The 20,309-nt window shown below is 68.1% G+C and carries 20 protein-coding genes; 9 read left to right on the top strand and 11 right to left on the bottom strand.

Going from position 1 to position 20,309, the window contains the following annotated elements:
• Positions 1 to 226 precede the first annotated feature (226 nt).
• Together ASD78_RS15965 and ASD78_RS15960 are read right to left on the bottom strand one after the other, a co-directional pair.
• Positions 227 to 1,486 carry a DUF418 domain-containing protein gene (locus ASD78_RS15965; RefSeq protein WP_056103218.1) on the bottom strand — a complete coding sequence of 420 codons (1,260 nt, stop codon included), beginning with the start codon at positions 1,484 to 1,486 and terminating at the stop codon, positions 227 to 229.
• A gap of 124 nt (positions 1,487 to 1,610) precedes the next feature.
• Positions 1,611 to 2,090 carry a peptidylprolyl isomerase gene (locus tag ASD78_RS15960; RefSeq protein WP_055901201.1) on the bottom strand — a complete coding sequence of 160 codons (480 nt, stop codon included), beginning with the start codon at positions 2,088 to 2,090 and terminating at the stop codon, positions 1,611 to 1,613.
• A gap of 118 nt (positions 2,091 to 2,208) precedes the next feature.
• Between ASD78_RS15960 and ASD78_RS15955 the strand changes: the two genes are divergently transcribed.
• Both ASD78_RS15955 and ASD78_RS15950 read left to right on the top strand, forming a co-directional pair.
• Positions 2,209 to 2,793: a C40 family peptidase gene (locus ASD78_RS15955; protein WP_055901204.1), complete on the top strand. Its 585-nt coding sequence runs from the start codon at positions 2,209 to 2,211 to the stop codon at positions 2,791 to 2,793.
• Positions 2,794 to 2,910: 117 nt separating this feature from the next.
• Complete coding sequence (locus ASD78_RS15950) at positions 2,911 to 3,633, top strand: C40 family peptidase (protein ID WP_056103215.1); 723 nt, start codon at positions 2,911 to 2,913, stop codon at positions 3,631 to 3,633.
• Positions 3,634 to 3,793: 160 nt separating this feature from the next.
• On the opposite strand, the gene ASD78_RS15945 is transcribed toward ASD78_RS15950, so the two are convergent.
• The gene (locus ASD78_RS15945) at positions 3,794 to 4,294 is read right to left on the bottom strand and encodes a hotdog domain-containing protein (protein WP_055901210.1); all 501 of its coding nucleotides are present in this window, start codon (positions 4,292 to 4,294) and stop codon (positions 3,794 to 3,796) included.
• A complete protein-coding gene (locus ASD78_RS15940) occupies positions 4,291 to 4,932 on the bottom strand; it encodes an NAD(P)H-dependent oxidoreductase (protein WP_082575671.1) in 642 nt (213 codons plus the stop codon). Before ASD78_RS15940 ends, ASD78_RS15945 begins: the two co-directional genes overlap by 4 nt.
• 104 nt (positions 4,933 to 5,036) lie before the next feature.
• On the opposite strand from ASD78_RS15940, the gene ASD78_RS15935 reads away from it, so the two are divergent.
• Entirely contained in the window at positions 5,037 to 5,450 is a 414-nt protein-coding gene (locus ASD78_RS15935) for a hypothetical protein (RefSeq protein WP_056103214.1), read from the top strand.
• Positions 5,447 to 5,920 (top strand): hypothetical protein, encoded by a 474-nt coding sequence (locus ASD78_RS15930; RefSeq protein ID WP_056103208.1) that lies wholly within the window; start codon positions 5,447 to 5,449, stop codon positions 5,918 to 5,920. Before ASD78_RS15935 ends, ASD78_RS15930 begins: the two co-directional genes overlap by 4 nt.
• A 963-nt stretch (positions 5,921 to 6,883) precedes the next feature.
• On the opposite strand, the gene ASD78_RS15925 is transcribed toward ASD78_RS15930, so the two are convergent.
• The 3 genes from ASD78_RS15925 to ASD78_RS15915 all read right to left on the bottom strand — a co-directional run bounded on the left by ASD78_RS15925 (position 6,884) and on the right by ASD78_RS15915 (position 10,446).
• Complete coding sequence (locus ASD78_RS15925; protein ID WP_056103205.1) at positions 6,884 to 8,308, bottom strand: pitrilysin family protein; 1,425 nt, start codon at positions 8,306 to 8,308, stop codon at positions 6,884 to 6,886.
• A 10-nt stretch (positions 8,309 to 8,318) separates the two neighbouring features.
• Complete coding sequence (locus tag ASD78_RS15920) at positions 8,319 to 9,704, bottom strand: pitrilysin family protein (protein ID WP_056103203.1); 1,386 nt, start codon at positions 9,702 to 9,704, stop codon at positions 8,319 to 8,321.
• A gap of 127 nt (positions 9,705 to 9,831) precedes the next feature.
• Entirely contained in the window at positions 9,832 to 10,446 is a 615-nt protein-coding gene (locus ASD78_RS15915; protein WP_055901224.1) for a hypothetical protein, read from the bottom strand.
• Between the two features lie 241 nt (positions 10,447 to 10,687).
• Between ASD78_RS15915 and bla the strand changes: the two genes are divergently transcribed.
• Positions 10,688 to 11,569: a subclass B3 metallo-beta-lactamase gene (gene bla, locus ASD78_RS15910; RefSeq protein WP_056103838.1), complete on the top strand. Its 882-nt coding sequence runs from the start codon at positions 10,688 to 10,690 to the stop codon at positions 11,567 to 11,569.
• A complete protein-coding gene (locus tag ASD78_RS15905) occupies positions 11,569 to 12,057 on the top strand; it encodes an 8-oxo-dGTP diphosphatase (protein ID WP_056103200.1) in 489 nt (162 codons plus the stop codon). The genes bla and ASD78_RS15905 overlap by 1 nt, the downstream gene beginning before the upstream one ends.
• Before the next feature lie 33 nt (positions 12,058 to 12,090).
• On the opposite strand, the gene ASD78_RS15900 is transcribed toward ASD78_RS15905, so the two are convergent.
• The 3 genes from ASD78_RS15900 to ASD78_RS15890 are packed head-to-tail and all read right to left on the bottom strand — an operon-like array spanning position 12,091 to position 14,535.
• Positions 12,091 to 12,723 (bottom strand): LysE family translocator, encoded by a 633-nt coding sequence (locus tag ASD78_RS15900; RefSeq protein ID WP_055901230.1) that lies wholly within the window; start codon positions 12,721 to 12,723, stop codon positions 12,091 to 12,093.
• Between the two features lie 59 nt (positions 12,724 to 12,782).
• Complete coding sequence (locus ASD78_RS15895; RefSeq protein WP_056103197.1) at positions 12,783 to 13,247, bottom strand: GNAT family N-acetyltransferase; 465 nt, start codon at positions 13,245 to 13,247, stop codon at positions 12,783 to 12,785.
• A gap of 1 nt (position 13,248) precedes the next feature.
• Positions 13,249 to 14,535: a dicarboxylate/amino acid:cation symporter gene (locus ASD78_RS15890; RefSeq protein ID WP_056103194.1), complete on the bottom strand. Its 1,287-nt coding sequence runs from the start codon at positions 14,533 to 14,535 to the stop codon at positions 13,249 to 13,251.
• A gap of 139 nt (positions 14,536 to 14,674) precedes the next feature.
• On the opposite strand from ASD78_RS15890, the gene ASD78_RS15885 reads away from it, so the two are divergent.
• Positions 14,675 to 16,408, top strand: a complete 1,734-nt coding sequence (locus tag ASD78_RS15885) for an alkaline phosphatase (protein ID WP_056103191.1) — start codon at positions 14,675 to 14,677, stop codon at positions 16,406 to 16,408.
• Between the two features lie 1,400 nt (positions 16,409 to 17,808).
• Here ASD78_RS15885 and ASD78_RS15880 read toward each other — a convergent pair.
• On the bottom strand, positions 17,809 to 18,231 hold the full coding sequence (locus ASD78_RS15880) for a CopD family protein (RefSeq protein ID WP_056103188.1): 423 nt from the start codon (positions 18,229 to 18,231) through the stop codon (positions 17,809 to 17,811).
• A 102-nt stretch (positions 18,232 to 18,333) separates the two neighbouring features.
• Between ASD78_RS15880 and ASD78_RS15875 the strand changes: the two genes are divergently transcribed.
• Together ASD78_RS15875 and phaZ are read left to right on the top strand one after the other, a co-directional pair.
• On the top strand, positions 18,334 to 18,927 hold the full coding sequence (locus ASD78_RS15875; RefSeq protein ID WP_056103834.1) for a class I SAM-dependent methyltransferase: 594 nt from the start codon (positions 18,334 to 18,336) through the stop codon (positions 18,925 to 18,927).
• Positions 18,928 to 19,027: 100 nt separating this feature from the next.
• Positions 19,028 to 20,272: a polyhydroxyalkanoate depolymerase gene (phaZ, locus tag ASD78_RS15870; protein ID WP_055901554.1), complete on the top strand. Its 1,245-nt coding sequence runs from the start codon at positions 19,028 to 19,030 to the stop codon at positions 20,270 to 20,272.
• The last annotated feature ends 37 nt before the right edge of the window (positions 20,273 to 20,309 follow it).

The following is a 20,309-nucleotide window of genomic DNA, read 5'->3' as shown; positions in this document are numbered from 1 at the left end:
CAGTGCTCGGCTCGAACGAAGATCCGGAAGTGTGATCGCAATCCGACGGCGGGCGCTATTCGCTGTTTCCGCATTTCGAAAACGCGCCGTAGCGGCACTTACGGTTGAAGAACTCGGCGAAGGAACGCAGGCCCAAGGCGATCGATCGCATGAGTTGTGGAACGAAACAGTAACGGATGTGGACGTTTTCCACCAACCATCTTTCGCGGCGGGCCGTTCTTTCCGCTCAGGGCGAGGTCGGCACTGCCGCGCGCCGCAACGCCGGCCGCCGGGCGTAGGTGAACCAGCGCCATAGCCATTCCATCGGTCCGTAGCGGAAGCGCGCAAACCAGGCTTGCGCGAACGCCAGCTGCAGGACGAAGAGCACGCAGGCGCCGAGCACCTGCGGCGCGCGTGAAACCTGTCCCCACAGGCCCAGGCCGTAGCCGTAGAACACCAGGGTGCCGGCCAGCGATTGCATCAAGTACAGGGTGAGGGCCATGCGTCCGGCCGGCGCGAACAGCAGCGGCCAGCGCGCGCCGCGTTGCAGCGTGCGTACCAGCCAGGCCAGGTAGGCCAGCGACATCAGCGGCGCGGCCGCGAGCTCCATCGTCGCCGAGAGCATGTCGGCCGCGCTCAAGCGGCCCCCGACCAGCACCGGCTCGCTGTCGATCGCCAGGCCGCCCAGGGTGATCGCCAGACCCAGCAGGCCCGCGCCCCACCGCAAGCCGGCGTAGAGCCGGTGGTGACGCGCCGGATCGACGATGGCGCCGCTGCGCACGAACCAGGCGCCTATCGCGAACATGCCCAGCGCCATCGGCACGTACACCCACAGGGTGCTCAGGTTCTGTTCGAGGAAATAGCGCCAGCGCAGCGCCACCGCTTCGGCGTAGCTGCCGTGGGCATAGGCGGCGGCCTCGGCGCTGCGCAGCGCGTTTTCGGCGGCCGTGTCGCCGGCGCCGCCGCCGGCATTGCCGGCCACGGCGATCTCTGCGGTCGCCGTCAACAACGTCGCGACGATGGTCAGATGCAGCAGGCCGCCGATCGGCCACAACGCGCCCCGCGGCGCGTTGCGCAAGCCCAGCAAGGCGAACGAAGCCAGCGCGTAGCAGAACAGGATGTCGCCGGACCACAGCAGCAGCGAGTGCGCCAGCCCGATCGCCAGCAACCCGCAGCTGCGGCGCAGGTAGACCGGCGCGAAGTCGGCGCCGGCCGCGCGCGCGCGTTCGCTCATAGTCGCGAACCCCATGCCGAACAACAGCGCGAACAGGGTCCAGAACTTGCCCTGCACGAAGATGTAGACGAAGCCGTCGGCGAACCGGTCCGGCCCGGCCTGGCGCGGATCGATGCCGGTGCCGGCGTCGAGCATCGAGGAGGTGAAGGACTCGACATTCATCAGCGCGATGCCGAGCAGGGCGATACCGCGCAGGGCATCGAGCGCGTCGATGCGCTCGCCCAGCGGCAAGGGGCCCAGGGCGGCGACGGGCGCAGCGTGGTTCGGGATCATGCGGACACTCTACCCGCCGCGCACGCGCCTACCGACGCGCCGGACCTTGGGCGACGGCCCTCATCCGCAAACGAAAACGGCCCGCATCGCGCGGGCCGTTTTCCTTGCTGCGTCGTAGCGCGGCTCAGTGCTGGTGGCCGCCATCGCCGTGCACGTGGCCGTGCTCGACTTCCTCGGCGCTGGCTTCGCGCACTTCCACGATCTCGACCGCGAAGTGCAGATCCTTGCCCGCCATCGGATGGTTCAGATCGACGTCGACCACGCTCATGCCGACCTTCAGGATGGTCACGGCGCGCGGGCCGAAGTTGGTCGGCAGCACGGCCTGCATGCCCGGTTCCAGGCGCGCGTCCTTGAAGTACTTCTTCGGCACGCGCTGGGTCAGGCCGTCCTGGCGCACGCCGTAGGCGTCGGCCGCGGCGACGTCGACTTCGAACTTCTCACCGGCCTCGCGGCCTTCCATCGCGTTTTCCAGGCCCGGAATGATGTTGCCGTGGCCGATCAGGATCGCCAGCGGACCGCGGCCTTCCGAGCTCTCCAGCGGCTCCTGGCCGGCTTCGGAGACGGTGTAATGGAAAAGGACGACGCGATCTTTCTCGATTTTCATTCTGGGGCTCGACTGGCGGCCGACGGAGCGGCGCGGATGGGTAAGACGGCGGCCGCTGCAGCGGGACCGGCGCGGCGGAGGCTTGTCGCCACCGGCGCCAGCGGCCAAGCTACGCGGCATGAAGAAGGCCGCGCATTATCCCGGCAACACCGCCCTCGCGCCAGCACGCAGTACCCGCCCCTTGCCGCTCGCCGGCGCGCGCCGGCTGCTGATCGGCGCGGTTTGCGCCCTGCTCGCGGCCTGCGGCGGCGGCCGCGAAACCGTACGCCGCCCCACCCCGTCGCCGATGCCGCGGGTCTGGCCGGTGGTCGCACCCGCCGACCCGGCCTCGGCCAACTCGGTGCTGATGCGCGCGATCAGCCTGGTCGGCACCCCTTACCGCTACGGCGGCAACACCCCGGAAGGCGGCTTCGACTGCTCCGGGCTGGTCAACTACGTCTACCGCGACATGCTGGCGGTGAACCTGCCGCGGACCTCACGCGACCTGGCCGGCTTCCAGGGCCCGAGGATCGCCCCCGAACGCCTGGCTGCCGCCGACCTGGTGTTTTTCGGCAGTTCCGGCAACGTCAGCCATGTCGGCATCTACGTCGGCGAGGGCCGTTTCGTGCACGCCCCTAGCACCGGCGGCACGGTCCGCCTGGATCACCTGGACGGGCCCTATTGGCGCGACCATTACAGCGGGGCGAAACGGGTCCTGAAGTAGCCGGCAGCTAAAATGTGAGCAAAATCACAGGCTTGTTAACGAGTGGCTAACGAAATTTGAACCTACTGCTGCGTTTTGGCAGGCATCATCGGTCGGTCTTGATTCAGTGATGACCGCGTGACGACCCAGCATTTCCGCCAAGGCCGCCCAGCTGCCACCACCTCGCCCCGCCTCGCGCGGGCAGCGCTCCGTATTTCCCTGACCCTCGCCCTGGCCGCTTCGGCGCTGCCGGCGTTCGCGCAGGAACAGCCTTCCGCCGTGGCCTCGCTGGCCGGCGGTTCGTCCATGAGCGGCGACTCGGCCGATGGCCCGGCGCCCGCCACCCGCCACATGCTGCCCGACGCGATGACCCTGCCGGATCGCGCCCTGCTGCTGGCGACCGATCTCAACCGTCTGCTGGCCTATTCCAACGCCGCCGGCGACAGCAAGAACGCCACCGCCGCCGCACCGGCCGGCGAAGGCCGCATCAAGGGCATGCTCCAGCGCGCCCTGGCCCTGCTGGGCACGCCCTATCGCTGGGGCGGCAGCTCCCCGGACAAGGGTTTCGACTGCAGCGGCCTGGTCGGCTACGTGTTCCGCAATGCCCTGGGCATCGAACTGCCGCGCGTCTCGCGCGAGATGGCCAAGACCGGCGAACTGATCAGCGACCGCAACGACCTCAGCGAAGGCGATCTGGTGTTCTTCGGCCGCAAAGGCCGGGTCGACCACGTCGGCATCTATCTGGGCGAAGGCCGCTTCGTCCACGCCCCGCGCACCGGCAAGGACGTGACCGTGTCCAGCCTGGACACCGGCTACTGGAGCGGCAAGTTCATGGAAGCGCGCCGGGTCGAAGGCATCTGAGCCGCCGCGCCCGCGTCGAATGAAAGAAGGCCGCCTCCGGGCGGCCTTCTGCGTTTCAGGGGCCGTGCACGGCCTCCGCGCTCAAGGATGCGAAGCGCGCGCCATCCCGCGCAGGCCATAGCGGCCCGCGCGGCGCGCAGCGGAATCGACCGCCGGCAGCTCAGTCGTTGTCGCGCACGTAGCGCTCGACCGTAGCCTCGATGCCCTTGCTCAGCTCCATCACCTTCAAGGCGTACTCGGCCAGGCGCTTGTCGTCCTCGCTGGTCGGGGTCCATGGCGGCACCGGGGTCGGCTTGCCCTCGACCTGGTCCATGGCCACGAACACGATCACGCAATGCGTGCACAGCCGCTCTTCCGACTCGCCGTCGTCCAGGCCCGGGTCGCGCGCTTTCACGTCCACCGCGAAATGCATGCTGGTGGTGCCGGTATGGATCAATTTGGTGTGCACGGTGACCAGATCGCTGATCCGGATCGGCGCCACGAAGCGGATGCCGCCGACCGCGACGGTGACGCTGTACTTACCGCTCCAGCCGACCGCGGCGGCGTAGCCGGCCTGGTCGATCCACTTCATCACCATGCCGCCGTGGACCTTGCCGCCGTAGTTGACGTCGGTGGGCTGGGCGAGGAAACGCAGGTTCAGTTCGCGCTGCTGGCCTTTCATGCCACGACTCCCTTGCACAGATGACGGACCACGGCGGCGCCGACGCCGAGCACGGCGCGGTGCAGGCGTTCGTCGACGAGCACGCCGGTGTCGGGCAGGCGCTCGGCAGCGTTGCCGACCGCGACCTGCTGCGGCACCACCAGCAGGCCGAGTTTCGACAGAGCGTCGCGCAGCACGATCAGCGAGCGGATCCCGCCGAGCGGGCCGGGCGAGGCCGAGACGATGCCGGCCATCTTGTCCTGGAACAGCAAAGTGCCGGACTTGCCGTCGGCGGTCGCCCGCGACATCCAGTCCAGGGTGTTCTTGACCAGCGCCGGCATCGAGCCGTTGTACTCGGGCGTGCTGATCAGCAGGCCGTCGCAAGCGGCCATCAGGCTTTGTAGACGGCGCACGTTGTCGGGCATGCCGGCGGCTTCGATGTCGCCGTCGTAGACCGGCAGCGGATAGTCGCGCAATTCGATCAGTTCGACATCCGCGCCGGCCGCGCGCGCGCCTTCGGCCAGCAGCGGGATCAGGCGGCGGTTGTAGGAACCCTGGCGCAGGCTGCCGGCGAAGGCGAGCAGGCGCGGCCGAGGCGGCGGGGTGGCGATGTAGCGATCGGCTTCGGGCGAGCGCGGATCGGAGGGGCTGGCAGGCATGCGCTGGCTCCGTGGGTCGGGGCGCCGATTATGCGCACAGCGCTGTGCTTGCGGCGATGCGCACGGCGCGCGATGCTCCCCGCGATTGCCTGCGGAGAGACGACATGGGACGCACGATACTCGCCGTACTGGCCGGCCTGGTGGTCGCCTGGATCACGATCACGCTGTGCGAATTCGGCGGCGTGGCGCTGCACCCACCGCCGCCGGGCACCAACCTGGCCGATCCGCAGACGCTGGCCGCCTTCATCGGCGCCGCGCCGCCGAGCGCGATGCTGCTGGTGCTGCTGGGCTGGGTCGCGGGCGCCTTCGACGGCGGCCTGGTCGCGGCGCTGATTTCGCGCCGGCACAAAAACGGCGCCGCGCTGACCATCGGCGTCCTGGTGGTGTTGGGCGTGATCGCCAACAACCTGATGATCCCGCACCCGCTGTGGATGACCGTGGCCGGCGTGCTGCTGCCGATCCCGGCCGCCTGGCTGGCCGCACGTCTGGTCGGTAGCCCCCGCAAGGGCGCCGCATGAGCCGCGGCGATCCGCACAACTCGGGCAAGGCCATCCTCTACACCCTCGGCTTGTTCGCGTCGGCGTTCGCGATCGGCGCCTGGCTCGCCGGCTACGCCGCGCCCGGCCACGAGGCCGCCCGGTGGATCAGCGGCGGTCTGCTCGCGGTCGGCCTGGTGGTCGGCCTGAAAGTGCTGGAGGCGGCGGCGATGCTGGCCGCGCCGTTCGTGCTCGCGAAGATGGCGGCGCGCTGGGCGACCACCGGCAAGCCGCTGGATATTCGCAAGGACGGCGATCGCCACGATTGGATCGCCTACCTGCTGTTCATTCCTTCGTATGCGCTGTTCGCCCTGCTCACCGGCGCCGGTGTCGGCTTCGTCGATGGCGGGCTGGGGTTTTTCCTCAGCGCGCTGCTGTACGGCGGGGTCGGCTTGGTGCTGGGCGCGGTGGCGGCGAAGATTCTGCTGAAGTACGCGCTGGAAGTGGGCTGAGATCGGTCATCTAGATCGAATCTCAGCACGCACGTGTTGCGGTTGCGGTTGCGGTTGCGGTTGCTGTTGCTGTTGCTGTTGCTGTTGCTGTTGCTGCGGCATTGAAACCCAATGCGCTGCACTCGCCTCATCCCACTCAGACCCGAAGGGCGGCGCGCAGGACGCGCGCCGTTTTTCGAGGAACAGGATGTTCCTTCGAAAAATCCCCGCGCAAGCACCGAATCCGCACGGGAGGGTTGTCAAGAAACAGCCCTTCTCTTTGGTTACTTTCTCTTGGGCTAGCAAGAGAAAGTGACCCGCACGCGCAGCGGGCGGAAGCTGTTGCTTAAGAACGAAGCCAACGCAGCAAACGGAATTCGCAATCGCGGCTTACGCCGCTCCCACAGAAGGCGAAGCCAATCCGAATCGAAGCCAGCGCGGTAGCCGAAGGTCGCGGTCGCGGCTTACGCCGCTCCTACCCCAAAGCGAGTGGCAAGAGAAAGTGACCCGCACGCGCAGCGGGCGGAAGCTGTTACTTAAGAACGAAGCCAACGCAGCAAACGGAATTCGCAATCGCGGCTCACGCCGCTCCCACAGAATGCGAAGCCAATCCGAATCGAAGCCAGCGCGCTAGCCGAAGGTCGCGGTCGCGGCTTACGCCGCTCCTACCCCAAGGCGAGAGCGGAACAGGCGCGGCCGCCGCACTGGCGATCGCGGCTCACGCCGCTCCCACAGAAAGCAGAAAGCGAAGCCGATCCGTATCGAAACTTACGCAGCAGCCGAAGGTCGCGGTCGCGGCTCACGCCGCTCCTACCCCGAGGCCAGAGCGGAACAGGCGCGGCCACCGCCTGGCGGAGCGGGGCGGACAGGCCAAGCGATCGCGGCTTACGCCGCTCCCACAGAAAGCGGAAGCAATCCCCCCCTCCTTTCCAAAGGAGGGAGGAAAAAGCAGGCGCGGCGAACCCAAACCACCACCGCGCCGCCCTACTTCGCCGGCGCCACGAACTCTCCGTAAGCCTTCAACTGCTCGGCCACCGCCTTGCCGTCGCCGACCACCACAATCGACTGATCCGCGGGCACGAAGTATTTCTTCGCAATCGCCTGCACCTGCGCGGCATCGACCGCACGGATTCGCGGCACGTACTGGCCGAGGAAATCCGAGGGCAGGCCCATCAGCCATTGGTTTGCCAGCGTCGCGGCGACCGAACCCTGTTGCTGGTTGCCTATCATGTAGCCGCCGGCGATGTAGCGCTTGGTGTCTTCCAGTTCCTGCGCCGGCACCGGTTCCTTGCCCAGCCGCTCGAACTCGTGGAAGAACTCCTTGAGCGCCGCGCCGGTGACGTCGTTGCGCACGTCGGCGCCGCCCTGGACCCGGCCGCCGACGCGTCCGGTCTGCAGGCCCGCGCTGGCGCCGTAGGTGTAGCCCTTGTCCTCGCGCAAGTTCTGGTTGACGCGGCTGCTGAAGCCGCCGCCGAGCACGGTGCTGGCCAACTGCATCGGCACGTAGTCGGGGTCGGTGATCGGAATTGCCGGACGCCCCAGGCGCAGGGTCGACTGCACGCTGCCGTCGCGCTGGATCAGCACGAAGCTCGGCTTGGCCTCGCGACGCGCGGGTGCGGTGTCGGCGATCGGCTCGCCGCTGGCCTTCCAGTCGCCGAAGGAACGCTCGGCGAGCTTGAAACCGTCCTCGGGCGAAACCCGGCCGGTGATGACCAGCAGCGCGCGGTCGGGGCGGAAGCGGCGCGCGTGCTCGGCGCGCAGCTTCTGCGGCGTGATCGCCGCGATCATGCCCTCGGTCGGCTGGGTGCGCGCGTACGGATGATCGCCGTAGCTCGCCGCCAGCAGCGCGCGCGAGGCCTTGAACGAAGGCTGCGCCTCGGCCGCCTTCAAAGCCTGCTGCGCGTTGGCCTGGGCCAGCTTGACCTCGCCGTCCGGGAACGACGGCGTGCGCGCGATCTCGGCCAGCAGGGCCAGCATCGGCGCGGCGTTGGACACCAGCGCGTCGCCGTAGAGGTTGATGCCGTCGTTGTTGGCCGAGGCGCCGACGCTGCCGCCATAGCCCTGCGCGGCTTCGGCGATCGCCTTGGAATCGCGCTGCGCAGTGCCTTCGTTGAGCAAGCTCGCCAACTGCGCGGCGAAGCCGGAGGCATCGGCGGCATCGGCGGCGTAGCCGGCGTTGCGCACCGCCAGCACGTAGTCGACGCGCGGCATGCCGTCGCGCGGCAGCACCCACACTTCCAGGCCGTTGGACAGGGTCTTCTTGACGATATTCGGTACCGGCAACGGCTTGTCGGGCGCGTACGGCGGCAATTGCGCGGGCAGCGCGGCCTTGGGACCGGCGTGGGCGGCGCCGGCGACGGCGAGCGTCAACGAGATCGCGACGGCGATCAGGTTCGGATGCGTCTTCATCGTCGTCTCCTCAGTTCTTGGCGGCGGCGGGCGCGGCGGCCGGAGCCAGCATCGCTGCGGGCTTGCGGTCGATCACGGTGCGGTTGGCGGGGGTCAGATAGGTCTTGGCCGCACGCTGGACATCGGCGGACGTCACGCCGTCGATCCAGCCGGGAATCTTGTTGACCACGGCGGCATCGCCCCACAGGGTCTGCAGCTTGGCCAGCGCGTCGGCGCGGTCGATGAAGGTCTCCAGGCCGTTGTACCAATTGGCCAACAGCTGTGTCTTGACCCGCTTGAGCGTGGCCTCGTCCACGCCTTGCTCGGCGACCTTGGCGATCTCCTCGTCGAAGGCCTTGAGCAATTCGTCGGCGCTGGACGTGGGCTTGTACAGCGCATTGACCACGAACAGAGTCGGGCCGTCGTATTCCCATTCGCTGGTCAGGCCGTACAGCAGCTCCATGTTGAGCGCGAGCTCGCGGCCCTTGACCGTGCCCTGGTAGAAGCGCGACGCGTCGCCGTCGGCGAGCAAGGCGCCCAGCACCGCCATCGGCGCCTGGTCCGGGCTGCCGCGGTCGGGCATCTTCCAACCGACCGCGATCGCCGGCACCTGGGCCAGCGCGTCGGACTGGACGATGCGTTTTTCCTTCGTGTTCAGGCCTTCGCGGTAATCGGGCGCGGCCGGGGCCTTGCGCGCCGGGATCCCGCCGAAGTACTTCTGCGCCAGCGCGAAGCCCTGCTCGGGCGTGATGTCGCCGGCCAGGCCGAGCACGGCGTTGTTGGGGCCGTAGTAGTCGCGGTGGAACGCGGCCACGTCCTCCAGGCTGGCGTTCTCCAGATCCTGGAAACTGCCGTAGCCGTCGTGGTTGTTCTCCCACTTCTGGAACGCCTGCTGGCCGATGTCGATCCACATGAAGCCGCCGTAGGGCTGGTTCTTCACGTTGACCCGGATCTCTTCCTTGACCACATCCTGCTGGTTCTTGAGCGTGGTCGGGTTGAAGTCCAGGGTCTTCATGCGGTCGGCTTCGAGCCAGAGGATCGGCTCCAGCGCCGACGCCGGCGCGACTTCGATGTAGTTGGTGAAATCGGCGCGGGTGGAACCGTTGTTGCGGCCGCCGCCGCCGGTGATCACGCGGTCGAACACGCCTTCCTTCGCGTTCGGCGTGCCTTCGAACATCAGGTGTTCGAACAGGTGCGCGAAACCGGTACGGTTCTTCGGCTCCAGGCGCATGCCCACGTGATAGACCACGCTGACGCCGACGGTCGGCGAGGTATGGTCTTCGGACACGACCACGGTCAGGCCGTTGTCGAGTTTCTTGACCGCGACCGGCAAGGTCCAGCGATCGGCGTCGGCCGCGAGCGCGGCCGAGGTCGTCGTCAGCCCGGCCAGCAGCAGCGCGATGTGGCGCAAGCGCATGGAAGTCTCCATTTTCCAGATAGAGACCCACCCTAACCTTGGGCCGGCGCCGGCATACCGGCCAGAAGTCACGTGAGGGCGCGATCGGGCGTAGCGCGCGGCCGCAGGGCCGGCCGCGCGCCGGGCATCACTTGGCGACGAACTTCAAGGGACCCTTGTAGTTCGGCCAGGCGATCGAGGCGTCGCCGCGTACGTTCAGCGCCTTCTCCGCGCTGGTGCCGGCCTCGGTGGTGACGCTGGCCATCATCGTCGGCATCCAGAAATCGACCACGAAGGCCCCGTCGCGCTTGATGACCGGGTTGATGTGCAAGGTGGAGGTCTTGCCCGGCTCGACCTGGAACACGACCACGTCGTCGTTCACGAAAGCGCCGCGGTCGAGGATCTTCTGCACGCTGAAGCCGGCGGTCATTTCCAGACCGATGCCGGTGATGCGGTATTCGCCCGCGGGCAGTACCAGGGTTTCGCTCTGGCCGTAGCGGGTCATGTGGCTGATCGGGAAGTCCACGAACTGCTTGCCGACCATCGTGAACACCAACTGCCGGTCGCGGATGCCCCACTCCAGACCGCCGCTGCGCAATTGCTTGTCGACCTTCTTCGGCAGTTCCTTCTCGCTGGTGAAGGGCTTGATATCGACGATCAAGGTGCCCGTCGCCGAAGGCGATGCGACAGCGGCCTCCTGGGCCGAAACCGGCGCGGCGACCAGCGCCGCGGCGCACAGCAGCATGCTTGCGAAAAATTTCATCCTTCCCCCTGTTGCGGTTATGTGCGAATGCCCGCGCATTCTGGCTGCCGCGGCGGTCGCCGACAACGGCAAGCCAGCATTCGCCGCAAGGCTTGATGCGAACCGGTGCGCCGATGCGCGGGACCGCGGTCGTCGCCTCGCAAATCCGACTCGTTGCCGGCGCCGCCGGCCCTGGCTGCGCTGGCCCGAATCGCCGACACTTGCAGGCCCCCAATCCCCTCCATCGCCGCCCATGCCTTCACTGCGCCCCGCCCTGCTCGCCCTCGCCCTGTCCCTGATCGCCGCCAGCAGCGCCACCGCCGCCGAGCCCCTGCTGCCCGAAGCCCGCGCCTATTCGAGCCAGGACGCCTGGCGCCAACCGGTGGCGCCGTTCCGCATCGGCGAACGCAGCTGGTACATCGGCACCGCCGGCCTGAGCGCGATCCTGGTCAAGACCGACGCCGGCGCGGTGCTGATCGACACCGGTCTGCCGCAGGCCGGCGACATGCTGCTGCAGCGGATGCGCGCGCTCGGCGTCGAGCCCTCGCAGCTCAAGCTGATCCTGCACAGCCATGCTCATATCGACCACATCGGCGCGCTGGCGCAGATCCAGCGCGCGACCGGCGCGCAGGTGGTCGGCAACGCCGAAGCCGCCGTGCTGCTGGCGCGCGGCGGCAGCGACGATATTCATTTCAGCGATATGTTGTTCCCGCCGGTGCAAGTCCAACGCATCGTCATGGACGGCGAGACCGTCGAACTGGGCGGCATGCGCTTCACCGCGCATTTCACTCCCGCGCATACGCCCGGCAGCACCAGCTGGACCTGGGACGACCGCGTCGACGGCAAGACCGCGCACATCGCCTACGCCGACAGTCTCAGCGCGCCCGGCTACCAGTTGATCGACAACCCGCGCTATCCGCATATCGTCGACGACTTCCGGCGTGGCTTCGCCACGGTGCGCGCCCTGCCCTGCGACCTGCTGCTGACGCCGCACCCCGACGCCAGCGGCTGGAACCCGGCCGACACCGCCGCCCCGCACAAGAACCCGCTGAGCTGTCGCGCCTATGCCGACAAGGCCGAAGCCGCGTTCGACAAGACCCTCGCCGAGCAACGCGCCAAAGCGGCGCCGCAGGAAAAGCGCTGATGCCTTACACCCCGATCGTGGCCACCTTGGGCTACGTACTCTCGCCCGACGGCCGCGAAGTGCTGATGGTCCATCGCAACGCGCGCCCGGACGATCACCAACTCGGCAAGTACAACGGCCTGGGCGGCAAACTCGAGCGCGACGAGGACGTGGTCGCCGGCATGCGCCGCGAGATCCTCGAGGAGGCCGGCATCGATTGCGACGAGCTGCACCTGCGCGGCACCATCAGCTGGCCCGGCTTCGGCAAGCACGGCGAGGACTGGCTGGGTTTCATCTTCACCATCACCCGCTACAGCGGCACGCCGTACGCGAGCAATCCCGAGGGCACCCTGGAATGGGTGCCGCTGGAGCGTTTGCACGACCTGCCGATGTGGGAAGGCGACCGCGAGTTCCTGCCGCTGGTGTTCGACGCCGACCCGCGCCCGTTCCACGGCGTGATGCCCTATCGCGACGGTCGCATGCAGTCCTGGCGCTACGCCCGCGCTTGAAGCGTGCTCGCTTGAAGCGTGCACGCCGGGGTCTCAGCGTCGCGCTTCGGTCGCCATCCGCACCGCCAGCGCGGCCAGCACCGTACCCATCAGCCAGCGCTGCACCGCCAGCCAGGTCGGGCGGCGACCGAGGAACGCGGCCAGCGAACCGGCACTGATCGCGATCAGCGCATTGACCATCAGGCTGATCGCGATCTGGGTGCTGCCCAGCGCCAGCGACTGGCCGAGTACCTGACCCTTGGACGGGTCGATGAATTGCGGCAGCAACGACAGGTACAGCACCGCCGCCTTGGGGTTCAGCAGATTGGTCATCAGCCCCATCGCGAACAGCCGGCGCGGGCTGTCCTGCGGCAGCTCGCGGACCTGGAACGGCGAACGCCCGCCCGGCTTCAGGGCCTGCCAGGCCAGATAAGCCAGATAGAGCGCGCCGCACAGGCGTAGTGCGTCGTACGCGTACGGCACCGCCATCACCAGCGCAGTGATGCCCAGCGCCGCGCACAGCATGTAGAACACGAAGCCGAGCGCGACGCCGCCCAGCGAGATCAAGCCCGCCTTGGGCCCCTGGCAGATCGAGCGCGAAATCAGATAGACCATGTTCGGCCCGGGCGTGAGCACCATGCCCAGCGCGATCAGGGCGAAGGCGATCAGGTTCGAGGCTTCGGGCATGGTGCGGTCTCCGTGGACGTTCTACGTGGCGTGACGTCGCGCGGCGCACGACGGACGAATCAGGCGTCGCGGGTTTCGCCCACGACGTATTCCATGTTGACCGCGTGCGGGGCGCTCTCGGCGAACCCGTACTTGGCGTAAAGATGTTTGGCGTCGCCGTCGGCGACCAGGGTCACGAACGCCGACGGCTGCGCGTGCGCATGCAGCCAGGCGTCGAGCGCGTCGAGGATGCGCTTGCCCAGGCCGCGGCCCTGCCATTCCGGCACGACCGCGATGTCGACCACGCTGTAGAAGCAGCCGCCGTCGCCGATGATCCGGCCCATGCCGACCACCGCGCCGTCGCGCAGCAGACTGACGCCGTACAGCGTGTTCGGCAGGCCCAGGCGCGCGGCCTCGCGCGTGCGCGGCGACATGCCGGCGACGGCGCGCAGGCGGCAGTAGTCGTCGACTCCGGGGAAGCGTTCGAGCAGCTCGATCGTGTCGCCGGCCGCACCCGCCGCACCCGTCCCGGAAGCCGCGCTCATCTCAGCCCGGATCCTTGGCGATCGCCTCGGCGGACTCCAGGCCGACGTTGGTCGGCGCGGCCTCGTACACGGCGCGATCGAGCAGGCCGGTTTCCTTCGCCACCAGCACCGGCACCAGCATCTGGCCGGTGACGTTGGTCATGGTGCGCATCATGTCGAGCACGCGGTCGATCGCGTACAGATAGCCGATGGTTTCCAGCGGCAGGCCGGCGGCGCTGAGCACCACCGTCGCCATCACCACCGCCGTACCCGGAACGCCGGCGGTGCCGAAGCTGCCCAGCACCGAGGCCAGCATGATCACCAGGTACTGCGCCAGCGACAGGTCGAGGTCGGCGTACTGGGCGATGAACACCGCCGCCATCGCCGGATAGATCGCGCCGCAGCCGTCCATCTTGATGGTCGCGCCCAGCGGCAACGCGAACCCGGCGTAGTTCTTGTCCACGCCCAGGTTGTGGGTGACGCTGCGCAGCGAAGCCGGCAGCGCGGCGAAGCTGGACGAGGCCACGAACGCGACCTGCATGCCCGGGAACGCGCCACGGAAGAACTTCAGCGGGTTCAGCCCATGCGCCAGCAGCAGCGCGCTGTAGACCACGGCGATGTGCAGGCCGCAGGCCAGGTACAGGGCGATCACGAACTTGCCCAGCGGCAGCAGTTTTTCGAAACCGTAGCCGCCGATCAGCGCCGCGATCAGGCCGAAGGTGCCCAGCGGGGTGAACTCCAGCACGAAGCGGGTGATCTGGATCATGGTGTCGCTGGCTTCGCCGGCGAGCTTGCGCAGGCCGGCGACGCGGTCGCCGAGCTTGACCAGCGCGAAGCCGACCAGCCCGGCGAAGAAGATCACCTGCAGCACCTTGCCCTCGGCCATCGCCTGGAAGGGATTGGCCGGCACCACGCCCAGCAGTACGTCGATCGGCGGCGGCACGTCCTTGGGCTGGTAGTCGCCGGCGATCTGCAGCGTGCCCACGCCCTGGCCCGGCGCGACCAGGTGCGCGACCGTCAGGCCGACGCCAACCGCCAGCACCGCGGTGAACGCGAACCAGGCGAAGGTGCGCCCGCCGAGCGCGGCCACCGATTTCTGCCCATGCAGGGACGCGACCGCGTTGATCACCGCGAACAGCACCAGCGGCACCGCGATCATCTTGATCAGGGTCACGTAGAGCTTGCCCAGCGGCCCGAACCAGGTCTCGGCCGCCGGGCCCATCAGCCAACCGGCGAGCGCGCCGAGCACGAAGCCGCCCAGCACCCGTTGCCAGAACGGGATCTTGAACCAGGCCGACACCAGCTTCATGCGGATACCTCGCGGCTACGAGTGGGCACCTTAGCCGAGGCGCCCGACCGCGGCGACCCCCGCCGGTGCAACACCGGTATCCCATTCCAGCAACAACCACACGGCATAATCGCGGTTTCGTCCGCCACCGGTCCCCGAGATGTCCCGTACGCGCACCGCCTGCCTCGCCCTCGCCGTCACCCTGTCCCTCAGCGCCTGCGCCAGTTCGTCGCCCCCGCACGCCTCCGCCGGGCCCGCCGTGGTGGGCGCCGCGGCCCTCGTGGTGGACGTGCCCCCGATCCGCCACCCGCAGGACGAAACCCCGCAGTGGTGGTTCCGCGACGGCGCCGCCCAGGCCGCGCAGCGCGGCGCGATGGCCGGCAAGGCCAGGAACGTGATCCTGTTCGTCGGCGACGGCATGAGCCTGACCACGGTCGCCGCCGCGCGCATCTTCGAGGGCCAGAAGAAAGGCGGCCCGGGCGAGGAGAACCGCCTGAGCTGGGAGCGCTTCCCCTCGACCGCGCTCAGCAAGACCTACAACACCGATTCGCAGACGCCGGACTCGGCCGGCACCATGAGCGCCATGGCCACCGGCGTGAAGACCCGCGCCGGCGTGCTCAGCATCGGCCAGCAGGCCGCGCGCGGCAGCTGCGCCGGCGCCCTGGCCGCGCCGATCCTGAGCCTGTGGGAACTCGCCGCGGGCAGCGGCCTGGCCACCGGCGTGGTCACCACCACCCGCGTGACCCACGCCACCCCCGGGGCGACCTTCAGTCATTCGGCCGACCGCAACTGGGAGAACGACGCCGACCTGCCCGAGGACGCCAAGGCCGCCGGCTGCCAGGACATCGCCCGGCAGATGATCGAATCGCCCTACGGCACCGGTCCCGACGTGCTGATGGGCGGCGGTCGCGGCAGCTTCATGACGGTCGAACAGCGCGACCCCGAATACGACGACAAGGTCGGCCAGCGCCTCGACGGCCGCGACCTGATCGCGACCTGGAAGCAGCGCCACCCCGGCGGCGCCTACGTCTGGAACGCCAAGCAGTTCGCGGCCGCACCGGCGGACAAGCCCTTGCTGGGCTTGTTCGAACCCGACCACATGCAGTTCGACCACGACCGTCCCCAGGACGGCGCCGGCGAACCGACCCTGGCCGAGATGACCCGCGCCGCGATCGCGCGCCTGAACCGCCTCAGCGCCGACAAGGGCGGCAACGGCTGGGTGCTGCTGGTCGAAGGCGGCCGCATCGACCACGCCCACCACTACGGCAATGCCTACCGTGCCCTGACCGAAACCGTCGCCCTCAGCGACGCGGTGCGCGCGGCCAGCGAAGCGACCTCGGCCGACGACACCTTGATCCTGGTCACCGCCGACCATTCGCATACGCTCAGCTTCGTCGGCTACCCGGTGCGCGGCAACCCGATCCTGGGCAAGGTCCGCGGCACCAGCGGCGAAGACGGCGACGCCGCCGACTACGCACGCGATTCGCTCGGCATGCCCTACACCACGCTCAATTACAGCAACGGTCCCGGCTACGTCGGCGCCAGCGCCCAGCAGCCGGAAGGCCCGAAACGTTTCCTGCATACCGCCAGCAGCACCCAACAGGCCGAGCACGGCCGTCCGGACCTGACCAAGGTGGACACCGAGCAACCCGACTACCTGCAGGAGTCGCTGGTCCCGACCAGCAACGAATCCCACGGCGGCGACGACGTCGGCATCTGGGCGCGCGGCCCCGGCAGCGACGCCGTCCGCGGCAGCGTCGAACAGAACACGATCTTCCATTTCATGCTGCAGGCCATGCCGAAACTGCGCGGCGCGCTTTGCGCCAAGGGCGATTGCGACGCCCAGCAGGTCCCGGTGACCTTGCCGAAGCCGGACGATTTCAAGAACCGCTGAGTTAGGTCACCGCCGCATCGGAGTCCACCGCTTCGATGCGGCGATGGCGACCGGCCGCGCCGCCAAAACCAGAGCGATCCCAACGCCACCCCACACATCGCAGTTGCGCAGCGCAGCGATGCGCTGCGCTGCGATGCGTGGAGTGCGACGAACAACCGTAGACCCGAAGGGCGGCGCGCAGGACGCGCGCCGTTTTTCGAGGAACAGGATGTTCCTTCGAAAAATCCCCGCGCCAGCTCCGAACTCGCACGGGAGGGTTGTCAAGGCAGGCCCTTCTCTTTGGTTACTTTCTCTTGGGCCAGCAAGAGAAAGTGACCCGCATGCGCAGCAGGCGGAAGCCTTTGACTTGAGAATCGAAACCTTCGCCGAACCTCGGAGTTCGCAATCGCGGCTTACGCCGCTCCTACCCCAAGGCGAGTGGCAAGAGAAAGTGACACGCATGCGCAGCAGGCGGAAGCTCTTGCTTAAGAACGAAACCGACGAATGTAGCTGGGATTCGCAATCGCGGCTYACGCCGCTCCCACAGAAAGCAAAAGGCGGAAGGCGGAGCCATAGCGAAACCTCCGTCGGAAGACGAAGGTCGCGGTCGCGGCTCACGCCGCTCCTCCGTCGGAAGACGAAGGTCGCGGTCGCGGCTCACGCCGCTCCTACCCCAAGGCGAGTGGCAAGAGAAAGTGACCCGCATGCGCAGCGGGCGGAAGCCGTTGACTTAAGTAGTGGAACCAACGCAGCAAATGGAATTCGCAATCGCGGCTCACGCCGCTCCCACAGAAAGCAAAAGGCGGAAGCCATAGCGAAACCTCCATCGGAAGACGAAGTTCGCGGTCGCGGCTCACGCCGCTCCTACCCCAAAGCGGGTGGCAAGAGAACGTGACTCGCATGCGCAGCGGGCGGAAGCTGTTGCTTAAGAACGAAACCAACGCAGCAAACTGAATTCGCAATCGCGGCTTACGCCGCTCCCACAGAAAGCAAAAGGCGGAAGGCGGTCCGTCGGAAGACGAAGGTCGCGGTCGCGGCTCACGCCGCTCCTACCCCAAGGCGAGTGGCAAGAGAAAGTGACCCGCATGCGCAGCGGGCGGAAGCCTTCGACCTTCGCGCCGAAGTCAAAAACCTTTAAAAAACCCGCATGCGGGATGGCGCTGAAATCACTGCGCCTCAGCCAGGACGCCGAGCGCCCGAGCGTTCGGGGGATGACGGACTGGAGGCAAAGCAACAGCATTTGCGCCTTTGGCGCTGCATCCCCTAACCCTCTCCCGCAAGCGGGAGAGGGAACATGACGAGATCGGAGGGGGATGACTTCGGCGAGCGAGGCGCTTGCCTGGCAGCGACGTGCGCCGGGCCTGCGTCCGGCGTTCGAAGAAATTCATGCAGGACGCGCAGGAAAGCCTGCGCAAACCGACTCAGAACGGCTTGGCCAACACCAAATACACCACCCCGACCAACAGCAACACCGGCAGCTCATTGAACCAGCGCAAGGCCTTGGAGCTGGGCAACGCCCGCCCCTTCTCCACACCCTTGAGCCACCGCCCAGACACGATGTAATAGCCCAGCATCACCACCACCAGGGTCAGCTTCGCGTGCAACCACTCCCCGCTGATGCCGAAATGCAGCCACAAAGTCAGGCCCGCCAAGGCCGCCAGGCCGAACATGATGTGGCCGAAGCGGTACAGCCGCCGGCCCATCAGCACCAGCCGCGCGCGCACCGCCGGCTCATCGCCCGCCTCCGCCAGATTGACCAGGATCCGGGGCAGGTAGAACACCCCTCCCATCCACGCCATCACGAATACGACATGGGCGGTCTTGGTCCAGAGATAGGCATTCATCGCAGGCTTCCTGTGGGTGGCGGTTGCGGGCCGGGGGCGCGGCCGCGCTAGGATGCCACGCCGCCGCCCGCGGCCGATGCCGACGACCGCATGCAGGACACGATGAGCAAACAGTACGACCGCGACTACTTCCAGCGCTGGTACCGCGACCCCGAGATCGGCGGCCGCGCGCGCCTGCAGCGCAAGGTCGCGCTGGCCGTGGCCAGCGCCGAATACCACCTGGAGCGCCCGATTCGCAGCGTGCTCGACGTCGGCGCCGGCGAAGCCGCCTGGCGTGCGCCGCTGCTGAAACTGCGGCCCAAGCTGCGCTATCTGGGCTTCGACAGCAGCGAGTATGCCGTCGCCCGCCACGGCGCGCGCCGCAACCTGCACTACGCCCGCTTCGGCGATTTCGAAGCGCTGCGGCCGTGCCCGCCGGTCGACCTGCTGATCTGCAGCGACGTGCTGCACTACCTCGACACCCGCGAGCTCGAACGCGGCCTGCCCGGACTGGCCGAGCTCTGCGGCGGGGTCGCGTTCCTGGAGACCTTCACCCGCGAGGACGGCGTCGACGGCGACACCGTCGGTTTCAAGCGCCGCCCGGCGCGGTTCTACCGCGAGCGCTTCGCCGCCGCCGGCTTCGCCCCGCTCGGCTCGCACCTGTGGCTGGCGCCGGCCCTGAGCGAGGGCACCGCGGCGCTGGAAACCCCAGGCTGAACATCCATGCCGGCTTAACGCCGGCGCTCGCGCTATCGGCTATGCTGCGCCGCAGCAAACCGTCGTTAGCCAACCGTCGTTCCTTGGGATCCGCCCGATGCTGCTTTACCAGATGCACGAACTCGGCCGCGCCTGGCTGGCGCCGATGACCTACTGGGCCGATGCCGGCTCCAAGATGTTCGCCGCTCCCGGCAGTTGGCTGTCGACCGTGCCCGGCGCCTCGCGCGTCGCCGCCGGCTACGAACTGCTGTACCGGATCGGCAAGGACTACGAGAAACCCGAGTTCGGCATCCACTCGCTGGAGATCGACGGCGACACCTACCCGGTGATCGAGCGCGAGATGAAGCGCAAGCCGTTCTGCCGCCTGCTGCGCTTCAAGCGCTACGCCGACGACGCCGACAACATCGCCGAGCTCAAGGACGATCCGCCGGTGCTGGTGGTCGCGCCGCTGTCGGGCCACCACAGCACCCTGCTGCGCGATACCGTCAAAACCCTGCTGCGCGACCACAAGGTCTACATCACCGACTGGATCGATGCGCGCATGGTGCCGGTGAGCGAAGGCGCTTTCACGCTCGACGACTACGTCGCCTACATCCAGGAATTCATCCGCCTGATCGGCGCCGAAAACCTGCACGTCATCAGCGTCTGCCAGCCGACCGTGCCGGTGCTGGCGGCGGTGTCGCTGATGGCCGCGCGCGGCGAAGCCACGCCGCGTTCGCTGGTGATGATGGGCGGCCCGATCGACACCCGCGAAAGCCCGACCCAGGTCAACGACCTGGCCGTGCACAAGCCGCTGTGGTGGTTCGAAGGCAACCTGATCCACCACGTGCCGGCCAACTACCCCGGCGGCGGCCGCCGCGTGTACCCGGGCTTCCTCCAGCATGGCGGCTTCGTCGCCATGAACCCCGAGCGGCATTTCCAGTCGCACTGGGATTTCTACCAGGACCTGCTCAAGGGCGACCTCGAAGACGCGGCCTCGCATCGGCGCTTCTACGACGAGTACAACGCCGTGCTCGACATGCCGGCCGAGTATTACCTCGACACGATCCGCGTGGTGTTCCAGGAACACCTGCTGCCGCGCGGCCTGTGGGACGTCGCCGGCGAGCGCGTGAACCCGGCCGCGATCGGCAAGACCGCGCTGCTGACCATCGAAGGCGAACTCGACGACATCTCCGGCCAGGGCCAGACCCGCGCCGCGCACCGCCTGTGCACCGGCATCGCCGAAGCCGACCGCCAGCACATCGAGGTCAAGGGCGCCGGCCACTACGGCATCTTCAGCGGCCGCCGCTGGCGCGAGCAGGTCTATCCGCAGGTGCGCGACTTCATCGCCAAGTACGCGGCTTAAGCAGCCTTACCCCAGCCCTCTCGCGCAGGCGCGCGAG

Source organism: Lysobacter sp. Root667 (genome assembly GCF_001427715.1).
Classification (GTDB): Bacteria; Pseudomonadota; Gammaproteobacteria; order Xanthomonadales; family Xanthomonadaceae; genus Lysobacter.
Note: the sequence above shows the minus strand (reverse complement) of the source record. Positions and strands in the feature narration are given on the sequence as shown.

Excerpts from the sequence above, each read along its gene's own strand:
- ASD78_RS15965 (WP_056103218.1), bottom strand. The coding sequence starts at position 1,486 with ATGATCCCGAACCACGCTGCGCCCGTCGCCGCCCTGGGCCCCTTGCCG.
- ASD78_RS15960 (WP_055901201.1), bottom strand. The coding sequence starts at position 2,090 with ATGAAAATCGAGAAAGATCGCGTCGTCCTTTTCCATTACACCGTCTCC.
- ASD78_RS15955 (WP_055901204.1), top strand. The coding sequence starts at position 2,209 with ATGAAGAAGGCCGCGCATTATCCCGGCAACACCGCCCTCGCGCCAGCA.
- ASD78_RS15945 (WP_055901210.1), bottom strand. The coding sequence starts at position 4,294 with ATGAAAGGCCAGCAGCGCGAACTGAACCTGCGTTTCCTCGCCCAGCCC.
- ASD78_RS15940 (WP_082575671.1), bottom strand. The coding sequence starts at position 4,932 with ATGCCTGCCAGCCCCTCCGATCCGCGCTCGCCCGAAGCCGATCGCTAC.
- ASD78_RS15935 (WP_056103214.1), top strand. The coding sequence starts at position 5,037 with ATGGGACGCACGATACTCGCCGTACTGGCCGGCCTGGTGGTCGCCTGG.
- ASD78_RS15930 (WP_056103208.1), top strand. The coding sequence starts at position 5,447 with ATGAGCCGCGGCGATCCGCACAACTCGGGCAAGGCCATCCTCTACACC.
- ASD78_RS15925 (WP_056103205.1), bottom strand. The coding sequence starts at position 8,308 with ATGAAGACGCATCCGAACCTGATCGCCGTCGCGATCTCGTTGACGCTC.
- ASD78_RS15920 (WP_056103203.1), bottom strand. The coding sequence starts at position 9,704 with ATGCGCTTGCGCCACATCGCGCTGCTGCTGGCCGGGCTGACGACGACC.
- ASD78_RS15915 (WP_055901224.1), bottom strand. The coding sequence starts at position 10,446 with ATGAAATTTTTCGCAAGCATGCTGCTGTGCGCCGCGGCGCTGGTCGCC.
- ASD78_RS15905 (WP_056103200.1), top strand. The coding sequence starts at position 11,569 with ATGCCTTACACCCCGATCGTGGCCACCTTGGGCTACGTACTCTCGCCC.
- ASD78_RS15900 (WP_055901230.1), bottom strand. The coding sequence starts at position 12,723 with ATGCCCGAAGCCTCGAACCTGATCGCCTTCGCCCTGATCGCGCTGGGC.
- ASD78_RS15895 (WP_056103197.1), bottom strand. The coding sequence starts at position 13,247 with ATGAGCGCGGCTTCCGGGACGGGTGCGGCGGGTGCGGCCGGCGACACG.
- ASD78_RS15890 (WP_056103194.1), bottom strand. The coding sequence starts at position 14,535 with ATGAAGCTGGTGTCGGCCTGGTTCAAGATCCCGTTCTGGCAACGGGTG.
- ASD78_RS15885 (WP_056103191.1), top strand. The coding sequence starts at position 14,675 with ATGTCCCGTACGCGCACCGCCTGCCTCGCCCTCGCCGTCACCCTGTCC.
- ASD78_RS15880 (WP_056103188.1), bottom strand. The coding sequence starts at position 18,231 with ATGAATGCCTATCTCTGGACCAAGACCGCCCATGTCGTATTCGTGATG.
- ASD78_RS15875 (WP_056103834.1), top strand. The coding sequence starts at position 18,334 with ATGAGCAAACAGTACGACCGCGACTACTTCCAGCGCTGGTACCGCGAC.